Source organism: Enterobacter cloacae complex sp. FDA-CDC-AR_0132 (genome assembly GCF_003010695.1).
Classification (GTDB): Bacteria; Pseudomonadota; Gammaproteobacteria; order Enterobacterales; family Enterobacteriaceae; genus Enterobacter; species Enterobacter ludwigii.
The window spans coordinates 292774-310879 of sequence record NZ_CP027618.1 but is presented as its reverse complement, the minus strand read 5'-3'; the positions used below and the strand labels follow the sequence as shown (position 1 = coordinate 310879).

The following is an 18106-nucleotide window of genomic DNA, read 5'->3' as shown; positions in this document are numbered from 1 at the left end:
GTGGTGGCAAGGTGTTAGAACAACAGAGAATATAATGATGCAGGATTTGCGTCTGATATTAATCATTGTTGGCGCGATCGCCATAATCGCTTTACTGGTACATGGTTTCTGGACCAGCCGTAAAGAGCGTTCCTCTATGTTTCGCGATCGCCCACTGAAGCGCATGAAGTCCAGTCGTGATGACGATGACAGTGAAAATGACATCGACGGAAGCGACGACGACGGCGTGGGTGAAGTTCGTGTTCATCGGGTCAATACTGCGCCCGGCGCGGCTCATGGGGAGCATGAAGCCCCTCGTCAGCCTCCGCAGCACCAGTATCAACCGCCGTATGCTTCTGCACAGCCGCGCCAGCAGGCGCCGCAGCCTGGAGAAGAGCCGGTGCGTCAGCCGCCGCAACAGCCTGTCCATCAGCAGCCTGCTGCGCCACAGCCGGTTCAGCAACAGCCTGTGCAGCAACCCGCGCCACAACAGCCTGCGCAGCCGGTACACCAACCGCAGCAGCCTGTTCACGTGCAGCCTGCACCTCAGCCTGCGCCGGCCCCGCTCGTTGAACCAGAGCCCGTGGTTGAGCCAGAACCGGTTGTTGAAAAACCGCAGCGTAAAGAAGCGGTCATCATCATGAACGTGGCTGCGCATCATGGCACCCACCTGAATGGCGATGTCCTGCTTAACAGCATTCAACAGGCAGGCTTCAAGTTTGGCGACATGAATATTTTCCATCGTCACCTGAGTCCTGACGGTAGCGGTCCGGCGCTGTTTAGCCTGGCCAATATGGTTAACCCTGGCACCTTTGACCCGGAAATGACCGGTGATTTCGTGACGCCGGGTGTCACTATCTTCATGCAGGTGCCGTCCTACGGTGATGAACTGCAAAACTTTAAGCTGATGCTGCAGTCCGCACAGCACATTGCTGACGAAGTCGGTGGTGTGGTGCTCGACGATCAGCGTCGTATGATGACGCCGCAGAAATTGCGCGAATATCAGGACCGCATCCGCGAAGTTAAGGAAGCCAACGCGTAATCATCGCGTTTACATCGACTCCTCCTCAACCCCCGCATGTCGGGGGTTTTTTCTCATTGATGGTGTGATATGGACTCAATCGAACAACAACTCACTGAACTGCGAACCACGCTTCGCCATCATGAATACCTCTATCATGTTATGGACGCGCCGGAAGTGCCGGATGCGGAGTATGACCGTCTGATGCGCGAGCTGCGCGAGCTAGAGGCGCAGCACCCGGAATTGATTACGCCCGACTCACCCACGCAGCGCGTGGGCGCGGAGCCGCTGGGTGCTTTCAGTCAGGTACGTCATGAAGTGCCAATGTTGTCTCTGGACAACGTCTTTGATGAAGAGAGCTTCCTCGCGTTTAACAAGCGCGTGCAGGATCGCCTCAAAAGCAGCGACTCCCTGACCTGGTGCTGCGAGTTGAAGCTGGATGGTCTGGCGGTCAGCCTTCTCTATGAAAACGGTGTGCTGGTGCGTGCCGCGACGCGGGGTGATGGTACGACGGGTGAAGACATTACCACCAACGTACGCACCATCCGTGCGATCCCGCTGAAGCTGCAAGGGGATAATATTCCAGCCCGTCTGGAAGTGCGCGGTGAGGTATTCCTCCCGCAGGCGGGCTTTGAGAAAATCAACGAAGAGGCGCGCCGTACCGGCGGGAAAGTGTTTGCTAACCCGCGTAATGCGGCGGCAGGCTCCCTGCGCCAGCTTGATCCCCGTATCACTGCGAAGCGACCGCTTACTTTCTTCTGCTATGGCGTTGGGATTCTGGAAGGCGGTGAACTGCCGGATACCCATCTCGGACGTTTATTGCAGTTTAAAGCGTGGGGCCTGCCGGTGAGTAACCGTGTTCAGCTGTGCGACTCCCCGGAAGCCGTGCTGGCGTTCTACCACAAAGTGGAAGAAGACCGCCCGACGCTTGGTTTTGATATTGATGGCGTGGTTATCAAGGTTAACTCACTTGCGCTGCAGGAGCAGTTAGGCTTTGTGGCGCGCGCGCCACGCTGGGCAGTGGCGTTTAAATTCCCGGCGCAGGAGCAGATGACCTTTGTCCGTGACGTGGAGTTCCAGGTGGGCCGTACGGGCGCGATTACCCCGGTTGCCCGTCTGGAGCCGGTGCAGGTTGCCGGCGTGCTGGTGAGTAACGCCACGCTGCATAACGCCGATGAAATTGAACGTCTCGGCCTGCGCATTGGTGACAAAGTGGTGATTCGTCGCGCGGGCGATGTTATCCCGCAGGTGGTGAACGTGGTTGAGTCAGAGCGTCCTGACGATACGCGCGCCATCGTGTTCCCGACGCATTGCCCGGTATGTGGATCTGACGTTGAGCGCGTTGAAGGTGAAGCGGTGGCTCGCTGTACGGGCGGCTTAATCTGCGGGGCACAACGTAAAGAGTCACTGAAGCACTTCGTTTCCCGTCGGGCGATGGACGTCGACGGAATGGGCGACAAAATTATCGATCAGCTGGTAGAGAAAGAATATGTTCATACGCCTGCAGATCTCTTCAAACTGACCGCGGGTAAACTCACGGGTCTTGATCGCATGGGACCGAAGTCGGCCCAGAATGTGGTTAATGCCCTGGATGCTGCCAAAGAGACAACCTTTGCCCGATTCCTTTATGCGCTCGGTATTCGCGAAGTGGGCGAAGCCACAGCGGCGGGGCTGGCGGCGTATTTCGGTACGCTGGAAGCTCTGGAAAAAGCGAGTATTGACGAGCTGCAGAGAGTCCCGGACGTGGGGATTGTCGTCGCGACGCATGTCTTTAACTTCTTTGCCGAAGAGAGCAACCGCGAGGTGATCGGCAAGCTGCTGGAAGAGGGCATCAGATGGCCGGCTCCGGTCGTGGTCAACGCTGACGAGATCGACAGCCCGTTTGCCGGCAAAACGGTCGTGCTGACCGGCAGCCTGAGCCAGCTTTCACGTGATGATGCTAAAGCGCGACTGGTTGCGCTGGGCGCAAAAGTGGCAGGCAGCGTGTCGAAGAAAACCGACCTGGTTATTGCCGGGGAAGCCGCCGGTTCGAAGCTTGCTAAAGCTCAGGAGCTGGGCATTGAGGTTATCGACGAAGCGGAAATGATGCGCCTGTTAGGAGAGTAACGTGGAGAAAGAGCAGCTCGTTGAGATCGCCAACACGGAGATGCCATTCGGTAAATATAAAGGCCGCAGGCTGATTGATTTACCGGAAGATTATTTGCTGTGGTTTGCCCGCAAAGATGGGTTCCCGGCTGGACGACTGGGTGAGCTGATGGCTATCACGTTACTGATTAAAACCGAGGGGCTGACGCAGTTGGTTCAGCCCCTGAAACGTCCTTAAGCTTTCGCGGCGCGGGTCTCTTCCTGCGCCTGTTTTTCCGTCTGGCGTTTGTAACGACGCGCCAGCACCGCGCAGACCATCAGCTGGATCTGATGGAAAATCATCAGTGGCAGTACCATCATCCCTATCATTGAGGTCGGGAAGAGAATGTTTGCCATAGGAATGCCGTTCGCCAGGCTCTTCTTCGAGCCACAGAAGACAATGGTAATTTCATCGGCTTTGTTGAAGCCGCACTTGCGGGCCACAAAGACGTTTACGCCAATCACAATCGCCAGCAGAACAAGGCTGACCACCACGATAAACAGCAGCGAGCCTGCGCCCACCTTATGCCAGATGCCATTCACAACCGCTTCACTGAAGGCCGAATAGACCACCAGCAGAATCGACGACTGGTCGGTTTTTGAGATCCATTTTTTGTGCTTTGCAACAAACGCGCCCGTCCACGGACGAGAGAGATGACCCAGCACAAACGGCAACAGCAGCTGCAGACAGATTTTACCTACCTGTTCCAGGTTACCTTCCGCGCCGTGCATGTTCATCAGCAGACCCACCAGCAGCGGCGAAACGAAAATCCCTAACAGGCTGGATGCCGACGCTGAACAGACTGCGGCTGCGACGTTACCGCCCGCCAGAGAGGTAAACGCGATAGCGGACTGCACGGTGGCCGGCAGAATGCACAGATACAGGAAGCCGGTATAAAGGGCCGGGTCGACATTCACCGGCGCCCACCATGCGAACAGCACGCCGAGTACAGGGAAGAGGATGAACGTGCTGCACATCACCCACAGGTGCAGTCGCCAGTGGCTCCCCCCCGCAATAATGGCTTCGCGCGAGAGCTTTGCGCCGTGCATAAAGAACAACAGCGCGATGGCCGCGGTCGTCAGTCCTTCAAAAAAAGGAACGAACCCGCCCCGCGCGGGGAAGAAGGAGGCCAGTAATACCGTGACAACCAGAGTAAGCGTAAACGGATCAAGAATACGAAATAGTTTCATAATGACTCCTGAAAACAGATATCGCTATTGTGCTTTTTTCCGTTTGAGAAATAAAATTGATTTATTGCATCCATTCATGAATTAAACAGATGAATTATTCCTTACGCCAGCTTCGCATCTTCGTCACCGTAGCCCATGCCCGCAGCTTCAGTCGGGCAGGGGAGATCATCGGCCTGAGCCAGTCCGCGGTAAGCCACAGCGTGAAAGAGCTGGAGAGCCAGACGGGTGTCCGGTTGCTTGATCGCACCACGCGTGAAGTCGTGCTCACGGAAGCCGGACAGCAGCTGGCTCAGCGCCTTGAACGGCTGCTGGACGAACTCAACAGTACGCTCAGAGATGTAGGTCGACTGGGGCAGCAGCTGTCGGGTACCGTGCGGGTTGCGGCCAGCCAGACGATATCCGCGCACCTTATCCCGCAGTGTATTGCGGAGGGTAATCATCGCTATCCGGATATCGATTTTGTTTTGCATGACAGGCCGCAGCAGTGGGTGCTGGAGAGCATCCGTCAGGGCGATGTGGATTTTGGTATTGTTATCGATCCCGGTCAGGTGAGTGACCTGGAGTGTGAAATTGTGCTTTCTGAGCCGTTTCTGTTGCTTTGCCGGGACGACGATCCGCTAGCCGCGCAGCCGTCTGTTCTCTGGCAGGCGTTGCAGGGAGCGAACCTGGTATTACAGGATTATGCCTCAGGCAGCCGTCCGCTGATTGATTCTGCGCTGGTGACGCAGGGCGTTAAGGCGACCATTGTGCAGGAGATTGGACACCCGGCAACGCTGTTTCCCATGGTGGAGGCCGGCATAGGGATCAGTGTATTACCCGCCCTGGCGCTCCCTTTGCCGCAGGGAAGCCGTCTGGTCGTGAAGCGACTGACGCCTGCTATTGAGCGAAAACTGATGCTGGTACGGCGAAAAAACCGTTCGCTCTCCGGGGCTGCGCAGGCTATCTGGGAAGTGGTGCGTATCCAGGCGCAACGATTAACCGAGGCCCGTATACGCGATCCACTGTTTAACTCAACAGAGCGTTAGACGTAGATGTCTATTTGATGATTGTCTGATGCGTTCTTCGGACCTTCCACGTTGACCAGACTTTGCTCTTGTTTCTTCTGGGCTTCTTCCGCCTGCTGGCGCTGCAGCTGTGCGAGCTGTGCCTGCAGCACTTTGATTTGCACCTGGATAAGCTCCTGCTGTTTCTTCTTCTCTTCCGCACTGCCGGAACCGTTCGCAACCTCTTTTAACTGTTGAGTCAGCTTGGTTATCTTGTCAGTGATACGGCTGATCTGGGCAGCGATATCGTTGCCGCCGGAAGAACGACTCCCGCCACCGCTGGTTTGAATGGGCTGGGTTGTAGCCTGAATGGTCGTCATACTTTTTCCTCTCGCTGTAAAACAGAGGTATCGGCGCCAACGCAATTAGCTTGAGCAAAACTGCCATATCTGGCAGGGAAAGGTATTGATACCAAATCAGTATTGATGGTGCAGAGAAAGTGTATTGGAGGTAACCCGCAGGCTCCAGATATAAGACTAAGGTCATGCGATCGGTGATATCGCGATCTTAATTATCAAGGAGCTTTTATGACCCTCTCGAATAATCCCTGGTTCTCTGCCGACATCATTCGTGCCGCTAAACCTGATTTCACTCCGCGGGTTGCGTTTATTCTCGGCTCAGGTCTTGGCGCGCTCGCCGAGCAGATTGTTGATGCTGTGGTACTGAGCTATGAAAAACTGCCGGGCTTCCCGGTGAGCACCGTTCACGGTCACGCCGGTGAGCTGGTGTTGGGGCATCTTGCCGGTGTTCCGGTCGCCTGCATGAAAGGGCGCGGTCACTTCTATGAGGGCCGCGGCATCGCCGTCATGACCGATGCAATCCGCACCTTCAAACTGCTGGGCTGCGAACTGCTGTTCAGTACCAATGCCGCCGGTTCATTACGTCCGGAGGTTGAACCGGGAAGCCTGGTTGCCCTCAGCGACCACATCAACACCCTGCCGGGTACCCCGATGGTCGGGCTGAACGATGACCGTTTTGGCGACCGTTTTTTCTCGCTGGCCAATGCTTATGATGCAGATTGCCGTGCCCTGCTGCAGACCGTGGCGAGCGAGAAGGGCTTTCCATTGCATGAGGGGGTGTTTGTCTCTTATCCAGGCCCTAACTTCGAAACTGCGGCTGAGATCCGCATGATGCAGATCATCGGCGGAGATGTGGTGGGAATGTCAGTGGTGCCGGAAGTGATCTCGGCGCGCCACTGTGGCCTGAAGGTGGTCGCCGTTTCGGCCATAACCAACCTTGCTGAAGGTCTGAGCGATGTAAAACTGTCGCATGAACAAACGCTTGCCGCCGCCGAACTCTCTCGCCAGAACTTCATCGATCTTATCTGCGGTTTTCTGCGCCAGCTTGCCTGAGCGAAACAACACCGTGGCCCGTGAGGGCCACTCTGCTATAAGGAATCGGGTATGAACATCACGACGCGCTTAAAGATGATGTCCTTTATGCAATATTTTATCTGGGGAAGCTGGCTCGTTACTCTCGGCGCTTACATGATTAACACCCTAGGTTTTTCCGGCTCTGACGTGGGTATGGTCTACAGCTCGAAGGGGCTTGCCGCGATCGTGATGCCCTCGCTGGTGGGCATTATTGCCGATAAGTGGCTGCGGGCAGATCGTGCATATGTGATTTGCCATCTCGTCTGTGCCGTTGCGCTTTGCTATGCCGCGCAGGTCAATGAACCGGGGCTGATGTTCTGGGTCATGCTGGTTAATGCCATGGCCTTTATGCCGACCATTGCGCTATCGAATACCATTTCCTACTCCTGTCTTGAGCAGGCAGGGCTGGACACGGTGACCCATTTTCCAACGGTGCGGGTCTATGGCACGGTAGGCTTCATTGTGGCGATGTGGGCCATAAGCCTGATGGGGGCAGAGTTAACTAACATTCAGCTCTACATTGCTGCTGCCGCGTCGCTGGTGCTGGCAATCTATTCACTGACGTTACCAGCCATTCCGGTGGCGAAGAATAAAACCTCATCGACGCTGGCAAGTAAACTTGGCCTGAATGCGTTCGTTCTGTTTAAACAGCCCCGAATGGCGGTGTTCTTTTTGTTTGCGATGCTGCTGGGCGCCGTGCTGCAAATCACCAATACTTTCGGTAGCCCCTTTCTGCATGATTTTGCGCGTAATCCGGCGTATGCGGAAAGCTTTATCGTGAAATATCCTTCTATTTTGCTCTCCGTCTCGCAGATGTCAGAGGTGCTGTTCATCCTGACCATTCCTTTCTTCCTCCGACGTTTTGGCATAAAAACCGTGATGCTGATGAGCATGGTGGCCTGGATGCTGCGGTTTGGACTCTTTGCGTATGGCGATCCTTCCGCGACAGGCGTCGGGCTGTTGATGCTGTCAATGCTGGTCTATGGTTGCGCGTTCGACTTCTTCAACATCTCCGGCTCGGTGTTTGTCGAACAGGAGGTAAGCGCTGATATCCGCGCCAGCGCGCAAGGGCTGTTTATGACGACCGTTAACGGTATCGGTGCTTATTTCGGATCGGTATTGAGCGGCGCGGCGGTAGATTATTTCTCCGTGGACGGGGTGAAAGACTGGCAGACCATCTGGCTGGTATTTGCGGCGTATGCGTTGGTGCTCGCCGTGGTGTTTTATTTCAGCTTTAACTATCGCCACACCAGTAAAAACAGCGAGTTGCGCACAGTTGCGCATTAAAGTTTTCCCGGCTGGCGGTGAAAGGCTTTAAGGTGGGAGCATAAGTGTTATCGCCAGGATATGTGTTGATGGAACGCGTCTACCGAACCGACCTTAAGCTGCTGCGCTATTTTCTGGCCGTCGCTGAGGAACTTCATTTTGGACGGGCTGCGGCCCGTCTCAATATGTCGCAGCCGCCGTTGAGCCTGCATATAAAAGAGCTGGAAAGTCAGCTCGGTACCTTACTGTTTATTCGCCACTCACGAAGCGTCGCCTTGACCCATGCGGGTAAAGTATTGATGGAAGAGTCCCGTCGACTGCTTGCCAGCGCAAACCAGGCACTGGCGCGGGTCGAACAAATTGGACGGGGTGAGGCGGGGCGGATTGCACTGGGCATTGTCGGTACCGCCATGTGGAGCGAAGTGCGTACGGTCATGCGCACATTTTTGAAAGAGCATCCGAACGTTGATGTCATCTTTCGCGAAAAGTCACCGGTAATGCAAATGGCGCTGCTGGAGCGTCGGGAGCTGGATGTCGGGATCTGGCGAATGGCTATCGAGCCCACCGCAGGGTTTACCAGTATCCGCTTACGGGATGCGGCATTTCTGGTTGCGCTGCCGGAGGATCACCGGCTGGTGGGGGAAAGCGCAATTGCGCTCACCGAACTGCAGAATGAGTACTTTGTCACTATGCCGTCTGCGCATTCTGACTGGTCGTTCTTACAGCGAGTGTGTCAGCAGGCCGGTTTTTCACCGATGATAGTGCGTGAAGCCGATGAACCACAGACGGTGCTGGCAATGATCAGCATGGGAATGGGGATTACGTTAGCTGCTGACAGCTATGCGCAAATGCAGTGGCCCGGTGTGGTATTTCGTCCATTACAGGTACGTATACCGGCAGATTTGTATGTGGTGTATGACGAGAAGCAGGCGACACCGGCGATTAAGTCGTTGATAGCAACGTTGACGGAAGAGTGATGTTATACCGCAGATAGCAAAAAAGCGCCTTTAGGGCGCTTTTTTGCATTGGTGGGGCGTGCAGGATGACTCGCTTCGCTCGCCCTTCGGGCCGTCGCCGTAAACGGCTCTGTTGCCTCACTGCGTTCGGCTCGGACCTGCTGCAGGTTCGAATCATCCATACCGCAGATAGCAAAAAAGCGCCTTTAGGGCGCTTTTTTACATTGGTGGGTCGTGCAGGATTCGAACCTGCGACCAATTGATTAAAAGTCAACTGCTCTACCAACTGAGCTAACGACCCGAAATGGTGGGCGATGACGGGCTCGAACCGCCGACCCCCTCCGTGTAAAGGAGATGCTCTACCAACTGAGCTAATCGCCCATTTCGGAACTGCTGCGATAAGGTGAGAATGGTGGGCGATGACGGGCTCGAACCGCCGACCCCCTCCGTGTAAAGGAGATGCTCTACCAACTGAGCTAATCGCCCAATCTCAATACTTATCTACACTGCGAGTCTACTTAAGTAGATGGTGGGTGATGACGGGCTCGAACCGCCGACCCCCTCCGTGTAAAGGAGATGCTCTACCAACTGAGCTAATCACCCCCGCTGTGTGGAGTCGCATTATAGGGAGAGTTGAAAATGAGTCAACGCATTTTCTAAAGTTTTTATTCGTTCGTCGTAAAATTAAACAAAACGATCGCGAAACGGACGATGACGCATGATTTCTAAACAAAAATCGCAAACTCCCTCACGATAAAGGGATCAACATTGAGGAATCCCCCCACAGTGATAGAATATTGCCCATTGTTTTTTTCCCAGGATTTGCCGATTGCCGGCATCTTTATAACGTAAGGCCATTTCATGAAAATCAAAACTCGCTTCGCGCCGAGCCCGACAGGCTATCTGCACGTCGGTGGTGCACGTACCGCTCTCTATTCCTGGCTTTTTGCACGCCACAACAAAGGTGAGTTCGTACTGCGTATTGAAGACACCGATCTCGAGCGCTCCACGCCGGAAGCAATTGAAGCCATTATGGATGGTATGAACTGGCTCAATCTGGAGTGGGACGAAGGCCCGTATTTCCAGACCAAACGTTTTGACCGCTACAACGCCGTGATTGATGAGATGCTGGTCGCGGGTACAGCGTATAAATGCTATTGCTCCAAAGAACGCCTTGATGCGCTGCGTGAAGATCAGATGGCGAAGGGTGAAAAACCGCGTTATGACGGCCGCTGCCGCCATGACCATAGCGAGCATGCTGCTGATGAACCGTGCGTGGTGCGTTTTGCTAACCCGCAGGACGGCTCGGTAATTTTTGACGACCAGATCCGGGGCCCGATCGAATTCAGCAACCAGGAGCTGGACGATCTGATCATCCGCCGCACCGACGGTTCCCCAACCTATAACTTCTGCGTTGTGGTTGACGACTGGGATATGGAAATCACGCATGTTATCCGTGGCGAAGACCATATCAACAACACCCCACGTCAAATCAACATCCTGAAAGCGCTGAACGCCCCTGTTCCGGTCTATGCGCACGTGTCCATGATCAACGGCGACGACGGCAAAAAACTGTCTAAACGCCACGGTGCAGTCAGCGTCATGCAGTATCGCGACGACGGCTATCTGCCGGAAGCGCTTCTGAACTATCTGGTGCGTCTGGGCTGGTCGAGCGGCGATCAGGAGATCTTTAGCCGTGAAGAGATGATCAATCTGTTCTCTCTGGGCGCGGTGAGCAAATCTGCGAGCGCGTTTAACACTGATAAGCTGCTCTGGCTGAACCACCACTACATCAATACCATGCAGCCGGAATATGTGGCGACATACCTGCAGTGGCACATCGAGCAGGCAAATATTGATACTCGTACTGGCCCTGAACTGGCGGAACTGGTGAAACTGCTCGGCGAGCGTTGCAAAACGCTGAAAGAGATCGCTGAAAGCTGCCGCTACTTCTATGAAGAGTTTGACGAGTTCGACGCGGACGCGGCGAAGAAGCACCTGCGTCCGGTTGCGCGTCAGCCACTCGAAGTGGTGCGTGACAAACTGGCGGCGATGACTGACTGGACTGCCGAGAATGTGCATCATGCCATTCAGGCGACGGCAGATGAGCTGGAAGTTGGTATGGGCAAAGTGGGTATGCCACTGCGTGTGGCAGTCACCGGTGCGGGTCAGTCTCCGGCACTCGATGTTACCGTTCATGCCATTGGTAAATCACGCAGCGTAGCGCGCATTAACAAGGCGCTGGATTTTATTACTGAGCGCGAAAGTCAGCAGTAATAACGCCTGAACCATGAAAAACGGCAGGGAAACCTGCCGTTTTTTTATGCATTAAATTCAGCAATGCCGAGACGTGCAAGAAAGCCGCGTATCCCTTCACGCTTTAGTAAGGCATCCAGACGCTCCTGCTCAAGGTGCGTCATATTCTCCAGCGTCTCGATGATCCCAGGACGCAAAGTAGAGGAGGGTTCACTGTACAACGATGTCACCTCCGCCAGATGGTACACCGCCTGACGGTTACGGACAGCCGGGAGGCTCATGATGTGCTCCTTCACGCGGGCATCAATGTGAATCAGCCGTGCACGTCCGCCTTTCACCCCATTGACGCCCTCGGTTTTCCATCCCTGCTGGCGTATCCAGCGGTTCACCGTTTGCCGTGCAACACCCAAATTTTCTGCCAGCTCTTCGGTGGTCATTTTGCTACGGAATCTTTTCATATCAGTTCTGATCGCGTATCCCTAAACGTTGCAACAATCCGGTAATCCCTTCCCGCAGTAACAGTGATGTCATCTGCCTTTGCTCTTCCGGCGTCATTTCATTTGCCAGCGTCAGGAGCAGAGAGTGAAGCGAGCCATCATGGCTGGCACTTTCTGGTATCTCAGACGTTTCACTTGCCCGGCGCGCGCTGCGGATAAACTCACGCACTTTTTCATTAACGTGCACCAGACGCGCTTTGCCGCCCTGGACTCCTGGTTTTGGCGATGTAATCCAACCCTCTTTGCGTACCCATTTATTGATGGTCTGGCGGCTATAGCCAGTGAGCAGGGCTAACTCTTCTGGCGTCATTCGTTCCTTGATCATGCAATTTCCTGAATATTCGTGGGGTTAATTAACGGCTCATTTTATAGCACCGTTTTAGAGGAAAATGTGACAGGCTTAACTCATGACTGCGAGCAGACTCGCAAAGTGATTCATTTGCATGATTTTTCGGCGATTGAACCGCCGTCATTGATTTTGCCGTTGACACTCCGCAGCGGAATTCATATTATGCCGCCCGTCAACATGACAGCTTTACGATGGGGCTATAGCTCAGCTGGGAGAGCGCTTGCATGGCATGCAAGAGGTCAGCGGTTCGATCCCGCTTAGCTCCACCACACTCTGAACCCAACAGAGTGCGGTCAGTAAAGTCAACATGTGGGGCTATAGCTCAGCTGGGAGAGCGCTTGCATGGCATGCAAGAGGTCAGCGGTTCGATCCCGCTTAGCTCCACCAAAATTTGAACCCTCGTCGAAAGACGGGGGTTTTTTTTATGCTTTTGTAAAACTCTTCACCCTAATTTGTTGCTGAAATAGAGGTATTTTTGTACCTCACCTCAATCAAAATCAATAAAGCGGTCTATAAATAGACTTCAACTTGATTCGCGCAATTAATAAACCTATTATCCATCCGGGCAATGATACGAATGGAAAATAGATTATCTAACTTAATGAATAGAAAAACTTACAATAATGTAAAGATATTTATAACTGCCCTGGCGCTTTGCCTGGTTGCGGTGCCATTCTCCCGTTATATCTCTCCGCGCGCTGTTGTTAATGGTCATGACGTATATTTAGCATGGCTGCCTTTAAGCGTAATGCTGGCGGTTATTCTGGTATTTGGGCGTCGGGCGGTTATTCCTGTTCTGTTAAGTTTTACTATCACTAATATATTCAGCATTGATTTAGCACCGCTACAATATTCAGTTTTATTGTTCTGTCAGACCTTCTCGGTGTTTGCGGGGTGCGGCATCCTCAGGATCATACTGGGCAAGCGCTGGCGCTACTGCGTGCCGAACAAGCATATTGGGTTACGGATATTTTGGCTCGGCTTTATGGTACCGATAGGCATAAAAGTGTCGATGTACCTGGCAGGTTATTTGTTCCATTTCCCGGTTACTATCTCAACCTTCTTCGGTGAAGGTACCGCAATTTATAACGTAGTCGATATACAAAGTCTGATCTGCGCGGCGTTGATATTTACCATGATGTTCTATTACCCGTTAAGAATGATAATTAATCCACGTTATGCCATCACCTTCTGGCGACGCAGTGTGAAGCCCGTGTTTTTTCAAAAGAAATCGCTATATATATTAGTCTGGCTGATGCTTTTAATCGTTATCCTCGCAATTTTATGTGCTCCTTTTGAGTCACCTATTATTGCGGGCTATTTAATGCCAGTGATTTTTATTCTCTTTACGTTAGGGATCAGTCGCCTGAGCTACGCGCTCATTTCTCTTTTCTGGGCGGCATCCGCACTTCTGCTGTTGACCTATAACTATAATTTCCTCAATGGTGTGGAGTCAGGCCATTCGCTCTCCTTTATTTTGTCTGTCCTTATCTCTTTCGCCATCTGTTTGCTCTACATGTCGCGGATTTATCAGCGCAGCGAGTGGCTGAAGCAGGACTGGCAGGACAGGGCGCTAACCGATCCGCTGACCGGTTTACCGAACATTCGTGCACTGGAAGATTTTTTGCAGGATCACCCTGATGCCAAAGTGTGCTGTCTGCGAATGGACAACCTCGAGTTCTTGAGTCGTCACTACGGCATTCTTATGCGGGTGCATTGCAAACGGATGGTGACCACCTCGCTGCAGCCATTTTTGCAAAAAGATGAGCGGCTTTTCCAGCTCCCGGGCAGCGAACTGGTGCTGGTATTGCTGGGGCCGGGAACCGCTGAGCGCCTCCAGCATATGGTCGATCAGCTGAACAGCCGTAAGATTGTCTGGAACAACACCGGGCTGGATATTGAATTTGGCGCTTCCTGGGGAATGGTTGAGAACGGTGAGAAGTTACACCATACGCTGGGGCAGCTCAGCTGGCTGGCTGAGCAATCTTGCGGAGCGCATAATGTACTGGCGCTCACCAATAGCCTCGAGGTGGCATCAGGACAAACAACCGAGCGGGTTTTGATGTTAGCACGTATTAAACATGCTTTGGATGCCGGACAGTTTCATTTATACGCTCAGCCAATCCAGAAGGCAGATGGTAGCGGGTATTACGAAATACTGACGCGCATGGAAAGCGAGGGCGAGATCATCACCCCAGACCGCTTTATACCCCTGATAGCCCAGTTTAACCTGAGCCACCGCTTCGACATGTGCGTGATGGAAAAATTACTGGTGTGGCTGCGCGATCATCCAGCGACGCATGCCGGAGTGCGTTTTTCTGTCAATCTGATGCCCCTAACGTTGATGCAAAAAGAGGTGGCCATCGAGATTTGCTCGCTCTTTGAACGCTATGGGGTTGCACCACAGGCGGTGGTGATTGAGATCACCGAAGAGCAGGCTTTCTCTAATTCGGGCAGCAGTATCAAAAACATTCAGCAGTTGCGGGACTGCGGTTTCCGGATCGCGATTGATGATTTCGGCACCGGATATGCCAACTACGAACGTCTCAGACGTTTGCAGGCGGACATCATCAAAATTGACGGGTGCTTTGTGAAAGATATCTGTACCGACGATATGGATGCGATGATCGTGCAGTCGATTTGCAACCTGGCGAAGACGAAATCGCTGAGTGTGGTGGCCGAATATGTTGAAACGCCGGAACAGCGGGAGAAGCTGCTTCACTTCGGGGTCGACTATCTGCAGGGTTACCTGATTGGCAAACCCAAACCGCTTAATGAATTACGGACATAAAAAAACCGGGAGCTGAGCTCCCGGTTTTTATTTCGCTGCAGGTGTTACAGTACCAGTGCCGCAATAGAGGCAGACAGTACGCTCACCAGCGTAGAACCGTAAACCAGCTTCAGACCGAAGCGAGAAACCACGTTACCCTGTTCTTCATTCAGACCTTTAATCGCACCGGCGATAATACCGATGGAAGAGAAGTTAGCGAAGGAGACCAGGAACACGGACAGGATGCCTTCCGCGCGTGGCGAGAGCGTGCTGGCAATTTTCTGCAGATCCATCATCGCAACGAATTCGTTAGAGACCAGTTTAGTCGCCATGATACTGCCTACCTGCAGCGCTTCATGTGCAGGAACACCCATCACCCAGGCAACCGGGTAGAAGATGTAGCCCAGAATGCCCTGGAAGGAGATACCCAGAACCGCTGCGAACAGGGCGTTCAGAGCAGAAATCAGGGCAATAAAGCCGATCAGCATCGCCGCAACGATAATCGCCACTTTGAAACCAGCAAGAATGTACTCACCCAGCATTTCGAAGAAGCTCTGACCTTCATGCAGATTTGCCATCTGCAGGTTCTCTTCGCCTTCGTCAACACGGTACGGGTTGATCAGAGAGAGAACGATAAAGGTACTGAACATGTTCAAGACCAGCGCGGCAACCACGTATTTAGGTTCCAGCATCGTCATATACGCACCCACGATAGACATGGAGACGGTAGACATTGCGGTGGCTGCCATGGTGTACATGCGGTTGCGGGACATCTTACCGAGGATGTCTTTATAGGCGATGAAGTTCTCAGACTGACCCAGGATCAGGGAGCTAACGGCGTTGAACGATTCCAGTTTACCCATGCCGTTAACTTTGGAGAGTACAGTACCAATGGCGCGGATAACGACGGGCAGAACACGAATGTGTTGCAGAATACCGATCAGCGCAGAGATGAAGACGATAGGGCACAGTACCTTCAGGAAGAAGAACGCCAGACCTTCGTCGTTCATTTTACCGAAGACAAAGTTCGTCCCTTCGTTGGCGAATCCGAGCAGTTTTTCGAACATTTCGGAGAAGCCTTTTACGAAGCCAAGCCCCACGTTGGAGTTCAGGAAGAACCACGCGAGCAAAACTTCAATAACGAGAAGCTGAACAACAAAGCGGATGCGGATTTTTTTACGGTCATGGCTGACCAGTAACGCAAGCGCAGTAACGACAACGAGTGCCAGGACAAAATGAAGGACGCGGTCCATATTTGCTCCAAATATGAGGCAGGTTTAATTTTCGTGCACATTCTATGTAACAAGCGAAAAGAAAACGAGATCAAGGACACACTATAGTTACATCCTGTGACGAGTCTCAAAATTAGTGATCCACAATACATTTTTGTTATGTTAGGTAAATGAGTGAAAAGTTAAGTTTGTGTGCTAGTCTTCACAAAAGCGTGCGCGATTGCAGGTTTTGTTAGATCGCCCCACCTTACCCGCCCGTCTATTGTTCAAAGCTATCAGAGAAATCACTATAAACTCACTAAATGATCTTGATAATCATTCTCATTTTGATAGCATTAAACATAGCAAAGGCTATATTTCCAGAGGCAGAAATGACAAACAGTCGCGTAGAGGGTAGCAGTGGCAGAGCAGCGCGCAAGTTGCGGTTCGCGTTAATGGGACCTGCGTTCATTGCTGCCATCGGCTATATCGATCCAGGTAACTTTGCGACCAATATTCAGGCCGGGGCCAGCTTCGGCTATAAGCTGCTCTGGGTGGTCGTGTGGGCTAACCTGATGGCCATGTTGATCCAGATGCTGTCCGCGAAGCTGGGGATTGCCACGGGCAAAAACCTGGCTGAACAAATTCGCGATCACTATCCGCGTCCGGCGGTATGGCTTTACTGGGTTCAGGCGGAAATTATCGCCATGGCAACCGACCTCGCCGAATTCATCGGGGCCGCGATTGGTTTTAAACTGATCCTAGGCGTCTCGCTGCTTCAGGGCGCGGTGCTCACCGGGATTGCCACTTTCCTGATCCTGATGCTGCAGCGTCGCGGTCAAAAACCGCTGGAAAAAGTTATCGGCGGGCTGCTGCTGTTTGTGGCGGCGGCCTATATCGTCGAGCTGATTTTCTCTCAGCCGAATCTGGCACAGCTCAGCAAAGGGATGATTATCCCGAGCCTGCCAACCTCTGAAGCGGTGTTCCTGGCCGCCGGGGTGCTGGGCGCAACCATCATGCCGCATGTCATTTACCTGCATTCCTCGCTGACTCAGCACCTGCACGGCGGGACGCGCAAAGAGCGTTACTCTGCGACGAAATGGGATGTGGCGATCGCCATGACCATTGCCGGTTTTGTGAACCTGGCGATGATGGCGACCGCTGCTGCCGCTTTCCATTTCAACGGTCACACCGGTATTGCCGATCTCGACCAGGCATACCTTACGCTGGAGCCGTTACTGAGCCACGCTGCTGCCACGATATTCGGGCTGAGCCTGGTGGCGGCCGGTCTCTCGTCAACGGTTGTGGGGACGCTGGCAGGGCAGGTGGTGATGCAGGGCTTTGTCCGTTTCCACATTCCGCTTTGGGTTCGTCGCTCCGTGACCATGCTGCCCTCCTTTGTTGTGATTCTGATGGGGCTGGATCCCACGAGAATTCTGGTCATGAGCCAGGTACTGCTAAGTTTTGGTATCGCGCTTGCACTGGTGCCGCTGCTGATCTTTACCAGTGACAAAAGCCTGATGGGCGAACTGGTGAACAGCACGCTGGTGAAACGAACCGGCTGGGTCATTGTGGCGGTAGTGGTGTCGTTGAACCTGTGGCTCCTGGTCGGCACTGCTCTGGGGTTATAGCATCGCGTTGAACCAAAGAAAAAGGAGCCGGGAGGCTCCTTTTTGCATTATTGATGATGCATTACTGATGACGCATTAGTGATGATGGCCGTGACCACCGCGTCCTCTGCCACCGTGACCCCAGCCACCGCGGCGGTCGTCACGATCGTTCCAGCCTTCACGGTAACCACGCTCATAGGCGTTGTTTTTGTACCAGCCGCGATGCAGGCCATTATCATGTCTGCGCCAGCGGTCGCCGCGCCACTCATAGTGACGGTTCCAGTAATCACGGTCGCGCCAGTAGCCACCGTCCCAGTATCTGCCGTAGTCGTCACGATCGCCAATTTGTAATTTAACTGATGGCAACAGGGTGATTTCGCCCGCAGTGGCGATCAGCGGGGCCGAAGCCAGTAATACCGCTGCAAGAATCAGTGACCTGAACATACTCTTTCTCCTTCAC

The 18106-nt window shown here is 53.4% G+C and carries 16 protein-coding genes and 6 tRNA genes; 12 read left to right on the top strand and 10 right to left on the bottom strand.

All coding sequences use genetic code 11. The features are described from left to right. Positions 1 to 34: 34 nt before the first annotated feature. From zipA to AM379_RS01455, 3 genes are all read left to right on the top strand, one after another. A complete protein-coding gene (gene zipA, locus AM379_RS01465) occupies positions 35 to 1021 on the top strand; it encodes a cell division protein ZipA (protein ID WP_020883089.1) in 987 nt (328 codons plus the stop codon). A 69-nt stretch (positions 1022 to 1090) separates the two neighbouring features. After that, a complete protein-coding gene (gene ligA / locus AM379_RS01460; protein ID WP_025203500.1) occupies positions 1091 to 3106 on the top strand; it encodes an NAD-dependent DNA ligase LigA in 2016 nt (671 codons plus the stop codon). Position 3107: 1 nt separating this feature from the next. Beyond that, complete coding sequence (locus AM379_RS01455; protein WP_014171082.1) at positions 3108 to 3323, top strand: DUF3820 family protein; 216 nt, start codon at positions 3108 to 3110, stop codon at positions 3321 to 3323. On the opposite strand, the gene AM379_RS01450 is transcribed toward AM379_RS01455, so the two are convergent. Further along, positions 3320 to 4315, bottom strand: a complete 996-nt coding sequence (locus AM379_RS01450; protein ID WP_014171081.1) for a bile acid:sodium symporter family protein — start codon at positions 4313 to 4315, stop codon at positions 3320 to 3322. The genes AM379_RS01455 and AM379_RS01450 overlap by 4 nt on opposite strands. A gap of 89 nt (positions 4316 to 4404) precedes the next feature. On the opposite strand from AM379_RS01450, the gene AM379_RS01445 reads away from it, so the two are divergent. Continuing rightward, complete coding sequence (locus tag AM379_RS01445) at positions 4405 to 5340, top strand: LysR family transcriptional regulator (protein WP_020883092.1); 936 nt, start codon at positions 4405 to 4407, stop codon at positions 5338 to 5340. Here AM379_RS01445 and AM379_RS01440 read toward each other — a convergent pair. Further along, positions 5337 to 5678, bottom strand: coding sequence for a FlxA-like family protein (locus AM379_RS01440; protein WP_020883093.1), 342 nt, complete (start codon positions 5676 to 5678; stop codon positions 5337 to 5339). The two genes, AM379_RS01445 and AM379_RS01440, sit on opposite strands and share 4 nt — an antisense overlap. Positions 5679 to 5885: 207 nt before the next feature. On the opposite strand from AM379_RS01440, the gene xapA reads away from it, so the two are divergent. The 3 genes from xapA (at position 5886) to AM379_RS01425 (ending at position 8974) form a co-directional block, all read left to right on the top strand. Continuing rightward, the gene (xapA, locus tag AM379_RS01435; protein WP_014171078.1) at positions 5886 to 6710 is read left to right on the top strand and encodes a xanthosine phosphorylase; all 825 of its coding nucleotides are present in this window, start codon (positions 5886 to 5888) and stop codon (positions 6708 to 6710) included. Between the two features lie 51 nt (positions 6711 to 6761). Continuing rightward, entirely contained in the window at positions 6762 to 8018 is a 1257-nt protein-coding gene (locus AM379_RS01430) for a nucleoside permease (protein WP_079231808.1), read from the top strand. Between the two features lie 68 nt (positions 8019 to 8086). After that, positions 8087 to 8974, top strand: a complete 888-nt coding sequence (locus AM379_RS01425) for a LysR family transcriptional regulator (RefSeq protein ID WP_079231810.1) — start codon at positions 8087 to 8089, stop codon at positions 8972 to 8974. 204 nt (positions 8975 to 9178) lie between these two features. Here AM379_RS01425 and AM379_RS01415 read toward each other — a convergent pair. The 4 genes from AM379_RS01415 to AM379_RS01400 form a co-directional block, all read right to left on the bottom strand. Next, a tRNA-Lys gene (locus AM379_RS01415) sits at positions 9179 to 9254 on the bottom strand. Positions 9255 to 9258: 4 nt separating this feature from the next. Continuing rightward, positions 9259 to 9334 (bottom strand) — tRNA-Val (locus tag AM379_RS01410). A gap of 29 nt (positions 9335 to 9363) precedes the next feature. Next, positions 9364 to 9439, bottom strand: a tRNA-Val gene (locus AM379_RS01405). A gap of 41 nt (positions 9440 to 9480) precedes the next feature. Continuing rightward, positions 9481 to 9556 (bottom strand) — tRNA-Val (locus AM379_RS01400). A 258-nt stretch (positions 9557 to 9814) separates the two neighbouring features. Between AM379_RS01400 and gltX the strand changes: the two genes are divergently transcribed. Then, positions 9815 to 11230 carry a glutamate--tRNA ligase gene (gene gltX / locus AM379_RS01395; RefSeq protein WP_106503384.1) on the top strand — a complete coding sequence of 472 codons (1416 nt, stop codon included), beginning with the start codon at positions 9815 to 9817 and terminating at the stop codon, positions 11228 to 11230. 44 nt (positions 11231 to 11274) lie between these two features. Here the strand turns inward: gltX and AM379_RS01390 are convergent, their stop codons facing one another. Both AM379_RS01390 and AM379_RS01385 read right to left on the bottom strand, forming a co-directional pair. Next, the gene (locus AM379_RS01390; protein ID WP_042866304.1) at positions 11275 to 11667 is read right to left on the bottom strand and encodes a YfeC-like transcriptional regulator; all 393 of its coding nucleotides are present in this window, start codon (positions 11665 to 11667) and stop codon (positions 11275 to 11277) included. A 1-nt stretch (position 11668) separates the two neighbouring features. After that, positions 11669 to 12031 (bottom strand): YfeC-like transcriptional regulator, encoded by a 363-nt coding sequence (locus AM379_RS01385; protein WP_014171072.1) that lies wholly within the window; start codon positions 12029 to 12031, stop codon positions 11669 to 11671. Positions 12032 to 12248: 217 nt separating this feature from the next. Here AM379_RS01385 and AM379_RS01380 point away from each other — a divergent pair. The 3 genes from AM379_RS01380 to AM379_RS01370 all read left to right on the top strand — a co-directional run bounded on the left by AM379_RS01380 (position 12249) and on the right by AM379_RS01370 (position 14846). Then, positions 12249 to 12324, top strand: a tRNA-Ala gene (locus AM379_RS01380). 42 nt (positions 12325 to 12366) lie between these two features. Beyond that, a tRNA-Ala gene (locus AM379_RS01375) sits at positions 12367 to 12442 on the top strand. A 214-nt stretch (positions 12443 to 12656) separates the two neighbouring features. Next, positions 12657 to 14846, top strand: coding sequence for a sensor domain-containing phosphodiesterase (locus AM379_RS01370; RefSeq protein WP_025203504.1), 2190 nt, complete (start codon positions 12657 to 12659; stop codon positions 14844 to 14846). A 44-nt stretch (positions 14847 to 14890) separates the two neighbouring features. Here AM379_RS01370 and AM379_RS01365 read toward each other — a convergent pair whose 3' ends face one another. Continuing rightward, entirely contained in the window at positions 14891 to 16078 is a 1188-nt protein-coding gene (locus AM379_RS01365) for a NupC/NupG family nucleoside CNT transporter (protein ID WP_014171069.1), read from the bottom strand. Positions 16079 to 16428: 350 nt separating this feature from the next. Between AM379_RS01365 and AM379_RS01360 the strand changes: the two genes are divergently transcribed. After that, positions 16429 to 17667, top strand: coding sequence for an Nramp family divalent metal transporter (locus AM379_RS01360; protein WP_020883097.1), 1239 nt, complete (start codon positions 16429 to 16431; stop codon positions 17665 to 17667). 75 nt (positions 17668 to 17742) lie between these two features. Here the strand turns inward: AM379_RS01360 and AM379_RS01355 are convergent, their stop codons facing one another. After that, positions 17743 to 18090 (bottom strand): DUF2502 domain-containing protein, encoded by a 348-nt coding sequence (locus tag AM379_RS01355; protein ID WP_047743015.1) that lies wholly within the window; start codon positions 18088 to 18090, stop codon positions 17743 to 17745. Positions 18091 to 18106: the final 16 nt, after the last annotated feature.

Coding starts and splice junctions, on each gene's coding strand:
- AM379_RS01365 (WP_014171069.1), bottom strand. CDS start 16,078: ATGGACCGCGTCCTTCATTTTGTCCTGGCACTCGTTGTCGTTACTGCG.
- AM379_RS01430 (WP_079231808.1), top strand. CDS start 6,762: ATGAACATCACGACGCGCTTAAAGATGATGTCCTTTATGCAATATTTT.
- AM379_RS01370 (WP_025203504.1), top strand. CDS start 12,657: ATGAATAGAAAAACTTACAATAATGTAAAGATATTTATAACTGCCCTG.
- AM379_RS01355 (WP_047743015.1), bottom strand. CDS start 18,090: ATGTTCAGGTCACTGATTCTTGCAGCGGTATTACTGGCTTCGGCCCCG.
- AM379_RS01425 (WP_079231810.1), top strand. CDS start 8,087: ATGGAACGCGTCTACCGAACCGACCTTAAGCTGCTGCGCTATTTTCTG.
- AM379_RS01450 (WP_014171081.1), bottom strand. CDS start 4,315: ATGAAACTATTTCGTATTCTTGATCCGTTTACGCTTACTCTGGTTGTC.
- AM379_RS01390 (WP_042866304.1), bottom strand. CDS start 11,667: ATGAAAAGATTCCGTAGCAAAATGACCACCGAAGAGCTGGCAGAAAAT.
- AM379_RS01360 (WP_020883097.1), top strand. CDS start 16,429: ATGACAAACAGTCGCGTAGAGGGTAGCAGTGGCAGAGCAGCGCGCAAG.
- AM379_RS01440 (WP_020883093.1), bottom strand. CDS start 5,678: ATGACGACCATTCAGGCTACAACCCAGCCCATTCAAACCAGCGGTGGC.
- AM379_RS01445 (WP_020883092.1), top strand. CDS start 4,405: ATGAATTATTCCTTACGCCAGCTTCGCATCTTCGTCACCGTAGCCCAT.
- gltX (WP_106503384.1), top strand. CDS start 9,815: ATGAAAATCAAAACTCGCTTCGCGCCGAGCCCGACAGGCTATCTGCAC.
- zipA (WP_020883089.1), top strand. CDS start 35: ATGATGCAGGATTTGCGTCTGATATTAATCATTGTTGGCGCGATCGCC.
- xapA (WP_014171078.1), top strand. CDS start 5,886: ATGACCCTCTCGAATAATCCCTGGTTCTCTGCCGACATCATTCGTGCC.
- ligA (WP_025203500.1), top strand. CDS start 1,091: ATGGACTCAATCGAACAACAACTCACTGAACTGCGAACCACGCTTCGC.
- AM379_RS01385 (WP_014171072.1), bottom strand. CDS start 12,031: ATGATCAAGGAACGAATGACGCCAGAAGAGTTAGCCCTGCTCACTGGC.